We start from the raw sequence: 8,205 nt of genomic DNA on the forward strand, positions 1-8,205 counted from the left end.
GCCCCACTCACAGGGCGGGCGGTCTCGTCGACCCGTGAGTCGACCATGTCGGCAGCCCCACGCATACACCCTGCCGCGGACAGGTCGATGACGACCGTGTCGGGGACCGGTGACGTAGTCGAACCGACCGACGAGGTCGTTGGAGGAGGCGGAGAACAGCTCGCCGGTGACCCGGTAGACGACCGTGGAGTTGTCGGGGTCCATGATCGCGGTGACCTCGGCGAGGTGGGCGACACGTTTGGCGAAGATGACCATCGCGGTGATGCTGCCGATGACGACACCGATGGCAAGGTTGTGCGTGGCAACCACACACGCCACGGTGACCACGAATCGTCGCCCTCTGAGATCGCCCGGTGGCGATCTCTGCACGAAAGGGGGTCGCGGTGTTGACGCGCAGCACGCGAAGGTCCGGGTCGAAGAGGTGGAGCCCGATCGGGGGCCGGCTGGTCGTCGATCGGCAGGAAGACGGCCGCCCGGTCGGCGGGAAACGCGGCCACTAGATCCCTGGGGTACAGCAGGACCTGCCGCGTCGCCCGCGGCGCACGTCCGTGGTGCGATGGAAGTGGGGGCGGAAGGAGAGCGATCATGCCCGCAGCGAAGCGAACGAGTGTCGCCGCCTCGGTGTCGGTCCGCCCGCTGGTCGAGCCGGACCTGGATCGGGCCGACGAGATCTTCAGGGTCGCTTTCGGGACCTTCCTCGGGGCCCCTGATCCGAAGACGTTCTTCGGCACCGCCGACTACGTCCGCACCCGCTGGGCGGCAGATCCACACGCAGCCTTCGCAGCGACCGTCGAGGACGAGGTCGTCGGGTCGAACTTCGCCGCCAACTGGGGCAGCGTCGGGTTCTTCGGCCCGCTGACCGTACATCCGGATCTGTGGGACCAGGGCATCGGCATGCGCCTCATGGAGCCGGTCATGGCCTGCTTCGACACCTGGGAGAACCGTCACCTCGGCCTGTTCACCTTCTCGCACAGTCCCAAGCACCTCGAGCTCTACCGCCGGTACGGTTTCTGGCCCAGATTCCTTACAGCCATCATGAAGAAACAGGTCACCGTCAGCGCCGCAGTCCCCGGCCGATTGCTGTACGGCGAGCTGACCGCCGCAGAGCGGTCCGACGCACTGAGCCTCAGCCGCGCGCTGACGGGGGCCGTGTACGAGGGCCTGAGCCTGGAGCGCGAGGTCATGGCCACACAGGCGCAGGGGCTCGGTGACACCGTCCTCCTCGAAGGCGCCGACTCCGACCTGGACGGTCTGGCCGTCTGCCACTGCGGAGCGGGGTCGGAGGCCGGTGAGGACGTGTGCTTCGTCAAGTTCGGCGCCGTACGCCCTGGCCCGGACGCCGGCGTCCGGTTCGAACGGCTGCTAAATGCGTGCGAGCAGCTGGCCACCGAGAACGGACTGGGGCAACTGGACGCCGGAATGAGCCTGGCCCGACAGGATGCCTACCGGCGCATGGTCGACCGCGGTTTCCGTACCTGGCTGCTGGGCGTGACCATGCACAAGCCCAACGAACCTGGCTACAGCCACCCGGACGCCTACGTGATCGACGACTGGCGCTGAGTCCACCGCCATATGAGCCGGCATTCACTCCGCGGCGACCGCCGCGCGCATCGCTGGGCGGTGGGCTCGGGCTTCCGGGCGCCAGGTGGTGACCAGAGCAAGGGCCAGGAGCAGTTCGGCGATGTCGCCGCCGTAGTACATGATCTCCGCACCTCCCTGGACCTGGCTGATGGGCGCGTGGACTTGGACCCAGAAGCCGCCGTACATCAGCTGGGCGATCACCGCGTGCCCCGCGATGGCGACGCCGAGGTAGACCAGCCGTGCGCGTACACCTGGCCGTCCTGGACCCGGGTCCGGACCGGCGATGACGTAGGCGAACAGAATCCCCGACAGCAGGAAGTGCGCGTGCAGCGGCCAGTGCGCCACCGGATTGCTCGAGATCGCGTTGTAGAGAGGCGTGAAGTAGAGCACGGCGAGGCTGCCCGTGGACAGCGCCAAGGCGACCAACGGGTGAGCGATCACTCGGACGGGCGGGCTGTGCAGTACGGCGGTCAGGCGCCGCCCTCCGGCCGCGGGCAGCGTGCGCAGGAGGAGGGTGACAGGGGCTGCCAGAACGAGCGCGAGCGGCGCGTACATGCCGATGAGCATGTGCTGCACCATGTGGCCGCGGAAGTCCTCGTGGGCGAAGCGCACCATCGGCGGCAGAACCGCCACGCCGAGCAGGAAGATGCCGGCCAGAAAGGATGCCGTCCGCCATCTGCTCCAGCCCAGGGCGCTGTTACGGCGGCAGGCGCGGCGAGCCAGCAGGACGTAGGCGACGGCCGCGGCGAGCAGCGCGAGCGCGGGCAGCAGTGACTCCAGGTCGTTGCCGGGCGTCGTGTGGCCGTCCACGGGCATGTTGTGGTTGTGGTCCATCAGGCGCCAAGGCCGTCACGCTGCTCGCCGGCGTCGAGGGGCCGGCCGCTGCGCTGGAGCAGGAAGCCACCGACGACCAGAACGGCGCCCATGAAGAGGAAACCGAGGTCCCACCAGACCTGGCCGTCACCGGCGTACACGTGATGGATGCCGAGGATGTGATGGTCCATCACACCTTCGACCAGGTTGAACAGGCCCCAGCCGACGAGCATCCAGCCCCACAGGACCCGGGAGCCCCACACCCGCAGCCGATGGTGGGTGACCCGCGAGTACAGGATCGCCAGTCCGATCAGTACCGCGAGCCAGCAGACGGTGTGGAAGATACCGTCCCACAGGGTGTTCATCTCCAGGCCGGAAACGGTGTGAGGGTTGTAGTACCTCAGCCCGATGCGGTCCTGATTCGTGCTGCTGAGCATGTGGTGCCAGCGCAGCAGTTGATGGAGCAGGATCCCGTCGAAGAAGCCGCCCATTCCCACCCCGAGCACGATGCCCGGCCCGCGCAATCTCACAGTAGGCGCGATGCCCGCCCGAGCCTCATCCGCAGTGTTGGCCATCGCTCGTCTCCGCTCCTCGCCCGGGTACGTACGCGACAACTTCTCAGAGCAGCCGGGCGATCCGTAAGCGAGCAATCTTGCCAGGAGCGCCGTTGACAAGGATCGAGCCACCCCGGCTCGGGCTGTAGGGGGCCGATGCGAGAGGTGGCGCTATCGCCTGCCAGGTGTTCCTTCGTGCCTGTCCAACTCGGTCAGCAGTCGGCGCAGTGAGTCTCGGGTGGCGCGGATTTCCTCGACGGGAATGGCCGCGAACAGAGCGCGATGGAGCGTCGTGGCCCTGTCATTGAGACGGGCGAGTGACTCCTCACCCCGAGGCGTGAGGGTGAGGAGAGGGGAACCTCGGTGATCCGGGTTGGCCGTATAGGCGGCGAGTCCGAGCGAGGCGAGATCGTTGGCGACCCGCTGGATGTTCTGGCGACTGACACCGAGGCGGCGAGCGGCCTGCGGGATGGTCAGCGGTTCCTCGGACACGACGCTCAGGACCTGCCATCGGGCTTGGGTGAGCCCCTCGGCAGCCGCGGTCTGATCACCCAGCCGACGCAGCGCCCCCGCTGCCTCCAGTACGTCCGCGATCAGCAGGGCTGTCTCGTCGGGCATCGCACACACTCCTCTATTGACAATAGATTGTCAGTCTAGCAACATGTTGCCTGTTACGGAAACACCCACCCCGAGGACAGGCCATGCCCAAGATCGACCTCTACCGCAATGTTCATATGGGGCAGCGAGCGCGACTCTTCACCCTTGCCACCGAGCTCGGCGCCGCGGACATCTCGTCCAGCGGCTGTGCCGCCGATCAGGCGGACCGCTGTCTCGCCATGACGCGGGAGCTGCGCGAACACGCCGACCACGAAGACACCTTCATCCACCAGCTGCTGCGGGAACGAGCACCGCAGGCAGCGGACGCGCTGGAAGCCGAGCATGTGCGCCTGGACGCGGCCTTCGTCGCCCTCGACGAGCGGGCGCGCGAGCTTCCGAGCGCACCGGCCGAGGATCTGCCGGAGGCGCAGCACGCGCTCTACCTGGCCCTGAACGACTTGATCAGTGCGTACCTCGCGCATCTGCACGCGGAGGAGACCGTCGCGATGCCGGCACTGTGGAGTCATGCCGGCGCCGAGGAACTGGAGGCGGTGATGTCCGCCTTCCGTGCGTCCCGCACCCCCGAGGAGGCCCTCACCGACCTCCGCAGGATGCTGCCCGCCCTGCCGCCCGCGCCCCGGGCCGCGATCGTCCGCGATGTCGTGGAGAACGCCGTACCCGGCCGGGCGGACGACACGCTCGCCGCGGTGTCCAGCACCCTCGGCCCCGACCAACGCCACCGGCTGTACGAAGACCTCGCCCCGGTCCGAGACGTCGTCCCGACGGAACCACTGCCCCAGTCGGCCGGCTGATTACATTTCAGGCTGAGCGCATATCGCTTGCCGATGGGCGCCCAGCGAGGAGCTGCAGGACGGACAGCGCCAGGACGGCTGCCGCGACGGCGAGCAACGCACGTCCGGTTCCCCATGGCAGCATCAAGGTGCCCACTACTCCCCCGACGACCATCCCGCCCACGGTGGCGGTGAGGCGCATACGTACGCGCCGCTGCCTCGTGTCCACACCGTGCAGCGCGTGCGGTCGCGTGACGACCTCTGCGATCAGCTTCACCATGGACGTCTGAGCAAGCAGTGTCGGCATGTCCGATACGCCGACCAGCATCACGGTGACAGCCCGCATGCCCATCGCGAAGGCAACGACGGCGATGACCCCCAAGTCCGGGTCGTCCGTCAGTGAGCCGGTTCCGTGACGCCACAAGGCCCACGCTCCCGCCGCCCCCAGAAGCAGCGACTCGGAGACGAGCGCCGCCGAGAGCCATCCTCGTCCACGGCTGTCGAACCGCCGAGACGCCGCAGCGGTCGCCGCCGCGCCGCACGCGAACGCAACCAGTGCTGCGGCGGGCCGGGCGACCGGGAGTTGCCCTTCGCCGGCCAGGGCGAAGGAGAGAAACAGCAGGTTGCCCGTAGTGAGCGCCGCGAAAAGGTGCCCCATGGTCAAGAAGGTGATCGCACCCACCGCGCCCGCGACCACGGTGAGGCCGGCCATGATCACGAGGCTGCGCGGATCCGTTGCCTGCGCCGATGGCACGGTGGACGTCTCGTCGGGCATGGGTCAGTCTGACCGGATGCCCGGCCCGCCTCTCCCGGCGACACGCCGGCGCACAACGACCCGCGGACACCCGCTCACGGAACACGGCGCTGCCGCTCGCGTAGGCCCCGCTCCAGCAAGTACACCTTGAGGGAGGCAATCGATCCATGGATCCCCGCGGTTGATGGGTACTCGGCGGCCTCACGTCACGCCGTGGTCGACAGACCCCCGCGTTCCGCCGCCGCACGAGGGGAAGGGAGATCCGCCGCATGACTACCCACGATGGCGGTGTGGAGGGCGCGTCGCCCACGACGGGAAAGGGGCAGGACCCCGAGGCCAGGGCCGGGGCCAGGACCGGGGCCAGGACCGGCGCCGGGGCCGATGACGAGGCCGTCGGCTCGTCCGTCCTGGCCATGGCGCGCGATCTGGCGCCGGAGACCGTGGTCCTGCGACGCGAGCTGCACACCTGGCCGGAAGTGGGCCTGGATCTGCCGGGCACCCAACGCCGGGTGCTCGCCGCGCTGGACGGCCTCGGCCTCCACATCAGCACCGGACATCGGCTGTCCTCCGTGAGGGCCACCCTGACCGGGGCGACCGAGGGACCGACGATCCTCCTGCGTGCCGACATGGACGCCCTGCCGCTCACCGAGGACACCGGGCGGGACTTCGCCTCACGGACGCCCGGAGTGATGCACGCCTGCGGACACGACGCTCACACCGCGATGCTGGTCGGTGCGGCGCGGCTGCTCGCGAAGCGGCGCGCCGAGCTGTCCGGCCGGGTCGTGTTCATGTTCCAGCCCGGCGAAGAGGGCGACCACGGAGCCCGGCACATGATCGACGAGGGGGTGCTGAAGGGCGTCGACGCGGCGTTCGCGCTGCATGTCACGCCGAATCTGCCCAGCGGTACGCTGCATCTGCGCCCGGGGACGCAGATGGCGGCCTCGGACCGAGTGCAAGTGACAGTGCAAGGGCGGGGCGGACATGCCTCAGCGCCGCACACGACATGCGATCCGGTACCTGTGGCCTGCGAGATCGTGCTCGCGCTGCAGACCACCCTCACCCGTATGGTTGCCGCCGACGACGCGGCCGTCCTCAGCATCACACGTCTTACGGCCGGCACTGCGCACGGCATCATCCCGGACACCGCCCAACTGGCCGGCACATTGCGGACGTTGAAGCCCACCACACGCGAGAGGCTGCTCACGGCGCTCCACCGCGTCGCCGACGGCGTGGCCGCGGCCCACGGGGCGAAGGCAGACGTGCGCATCGACACGGGTTACCCCGTGACCGTCAACGACCCCGCCTTCACCGACTTGGTCCTGCGCACCGCGGCCGACGTCCTCGGCCGACGGTCCGTGGACGTGCTGCCCGCCCCTCCGATGACAGCGGAGGACTTCTCGTACGTCCTCGGCACGGTACCCGGCGCGCTCGCCTTCCTCGGAGCCTGTCCGCCCGGTCTGACGCCGGAGGGGGCGCCGTCGCTGCACTCGTCGCGCGCCGATTTCGACGAGGCCGCGCTCACGGCCGGGATCGCCTGCCACGCGGCGGTGGCCCTGGCGTACACCTCCACCAGCCACGCGGAGCGGCCACGGTGAGGCGTCCGCATGACCGCCGTGCCGCGCGGCTCACAACCCCCGGTGCTCGGTCGATGCCGGTCCTCGCCCGGCCCGTTCGACGGAATTCGGCAGGGTAGTGGCGATCAGGTGATCGACGACGTCGGTGAGGCATGAACGGCGGCTGTGCGCGGCACGCTGTCCCTCCGCACGGCTGCCGTGGGCGCGTATGGCGGTCCAGAGTCCGTTGACCAGGGCCGCGTCGCCATGCTGACGGAGTGCGGGTTGCAGCCGGTCCAGCAGCCCGTCCAGCTGGGTCGTGGCCGGCATCAGGCGGCCGGTGGCCAGGTCGATGCCGTCACCGGCCAGGCCGTTGCGGGCGGCGTGCCAGCAGGCGGCGCGCAGCAACTCCGGGGGCGGTCGCAGCGCCGGTTCTCCGGCGTCGATGGCGACCAGGGCAGCGGCTGTCATGGCTTTGACGATGCCGGCGAGAAGCACGGTGTCCTCGGCGGTGGCGGTGGCGTCGGCGGCCCGTACTTCGAGGGTGGGCATATGGTGGGAGGGCCTGATGTCCCAGTACAGGCCGCCGCGGTCCACGATGGAATCCGTGGCGAGGAAGCCGTCGACCAGGTCCTCGAAGTGAGAGACGGAGGCGAAGAACGGCGGAGGGCCCGCGACCGGCCAGCGCCCCCAGAGGGTCGTGCGCCAGCTGGCATAGCCGGTGTCACGTCCGGCCCAGTACGGCGAGTTGGCCGACAGGGCGATCAGCAGGGGGATCCACGGTCGCAGGTGGTTGCTGATCCGAAGGGCGGTGGCGAGGTCGGGCACGCCGACGTGTATGTGACAGGCGCACGCGATCTGCTCATCGTCCAGGGCCCGGAACATCGCCGCGCTACGGGCGTAGCGAGGTCCGTCGGTCAGTTGCGGGGGGCTCGGCGGGGCGAGGACGGGCGTGCCGGTGGAGATGATGCGCAGGCCCTGGCGTGCGGCGGCATGGGCGAGGGCCTGGCGTGTGGAGCGCACTTGGTCCGCGAACTCGGTCAGGCTGGTGTGGGGCTCGGTGCGGGTCTCCACCTGGTAGCGGGTGATCTCCGGGCCCGCACGGTCGCCGAGTTCGCGCGAGGCATCGGACACCACCCTCTGTGCGTCGGCGCGCAAGGCCCTGGAGACGGGATCGACCAGTAAGAACTCCTCTTCCGCGCCGATGGTGAGCGGGACGGCCATGTGTGCGGAGGGCGGGGTCCGGCCGTAGCCGGGGTCGGGTGGTGGTGTGACGGTCGGCGGGTGACCTGTACTCGTCATGTTGGTCATGCTGGCACCAGCAGCGCCGACCGGGCAGACGGCGAAGACGCCATTCGCCTCGTTCGCATCTCGTCGGCGGCACCCTCCGTGATCAGCTCGCGAGGCTGCCGGGACCCGGGACGGCAGAACAGCCACGGAGAGCCGGTCACCACACATGGCCCGGCCGGGCAATCGAAGGCCCCTCTAGGGCCTGTCGTCAAATTCCCGTCGTCCGCCCGCAGGGCGGGCCGCGCGGCGTCAGGTGCGTGCTCTCGGCGTGC

8 protein-coding genes and 1 pseudogene are annotated in these 8,205 nt (G+C 69.5%); 3 read left to right on the forward strand and 6 right to left on the reverse strand.

Features of this window, described 5'->3' with window-relative positions:
- Positions 1-71: 71 nt before the first annotated feature.
- Positions 72-327 (reverse strand): annotated as a pseudogene (locus tag ACHBTE_RS34085) (sodium-independent anion transporter); the annotation flags it as partial.
- 258 nt (positions 328-585) lie between these two features.
- Here ACHBTE_RS34085 and ACHBTE_RS34090 point away from each other — a divergent pair.
- Positions 586-1,560: a GNAT family N-acetyltransferase gene (locus tag ACHBTE_RS34090; RefSeq protein ID WP_394729308.1), complete on the forward strand. Its 975-nt coding sequence runs from the start codon at positions 586-588 to the stop codon at positions 1,558-1,560.
- Positions 1,561-1,584: 24 nt separating this feature from the next.
- Here the strand turns inward: ACHBTE_RS34090 and ACHBTE_RS34095 are convergent, their stop codons facing one another.
- The 3 genes from ACHBTE_RS34095 to ACHBTE_RS34105 form a co-directional block, all read right to left on the reverse strand.
- Entirely contained in the window at positions 1,585-2,415 is an 831-nt protein-coding gene (locus tag ACHBTE_RS34095; protein WP_394729310.1) for a cytochrome c oxidase assembly protein, read from the reverse strand.
- Entirely contained in the window at positions 2,415-2,969 is a 555-nt protein-coding gene (locus ACHBTE_RS34100; RefSeq protein ID WP_394729312.1) for a DUF2243 domain-containing protein, read from the reverse strand. The genes ACHBTE_RS34095 and ACHBTE_RS34100 overlap by 1 nt, the downstream gene beginning before the upstream one ends.
- Positions 2,970-3,119: 150 nt before the next feature.
- Positions 3,120-3,566: a MarR family winged helix-turn-helix transcriptional regulator gene (locus tag ACHBTE_RS34105; protein ID WP_394729314.1), complete on the reverse strand. Its 447-nt coding sequence runs from the start codon at positions 3,564-3,566 to the stop codon at positions 3,120-3,122.
- An 83-nt stretch (positions 3,567-3,649) separates the two neighbouring features.
- Here ACHBTE_RS34105 and ACHBTE_RS34110 point away from each other — a divergent pair, with 83 nt between their 5' ends.
- Positions 3,650-4,357: a hemerythrin domain-containing protein gene (locus ACHBTE_RS34110; protein WP_394729316.1), complete on the forward strand. Its 708-nt coding sequence runs from the start codon at positions 3,650-3,652 to the stop codon at positions 4,355-4,357.
- A gap of 7 nt (positions 4,358-4,364) precedes the next feature.
- Here ACHBTE_RS34110 and ACHBTE_RS34115 read toward each other — a convergent pair whose 3' ends face one another.
- Positions 4,365-5,111, reverse strand: a complete 747-nt coding sequence (locus ACHBTE_RS34115) for a DUF1275 family protein (RefSeq protein ID WP_394729318.1) — start codon at positions 5,109-5,111, stop codon at positions 4,365-4,367.
- Between the two features lie 248 nt (positions 5,112-5,359).
- On the opposite strand from ACHBTE_RS34115, the gene ACHBTE_RS34120 reads away from it, so the two are divergent.
- A complete protein-coding gene (locus ACHBTE_RS34120) occupies positions 5,360-6,685 on the forward strand; it encodes a M20 family metallopeptidase (RefSeq protein ID WP_394729320.1) in 1,326 nt (441 codons plus the stop codon).
- A gap of 30 nt (positions 6,686-6,715) precedes the next feature.
- Here ACHBTE_RS34120 and ACHBTE_RS34125 read toward each other — a convergent pair whose 3' ends face one another.
- Positions 6,716-7,945 (reverse strand): glutamate--cysteine ligase, encoded by a 1,230-nt coding sequence (locus ACHBTE_RS34125; RefSeq protein ID WP_394729322.1) that lies wholly within the window; start codon positions 7,943-7,945, stop codon positions 6,716-6,718.
- Positions 7,946-8,205 lie beyond the last annotated feature (260 nt).

This window comes from Streptomyces sp. M41 (assembly GCF_043673425.1).
In the GTDB taxonomy this organism is placed as follows: domain Bacteria; phylum Actinomycetota; class Actinomycetes; order Streptomycetales; family Streptomycetaceae; genus Streptomyces.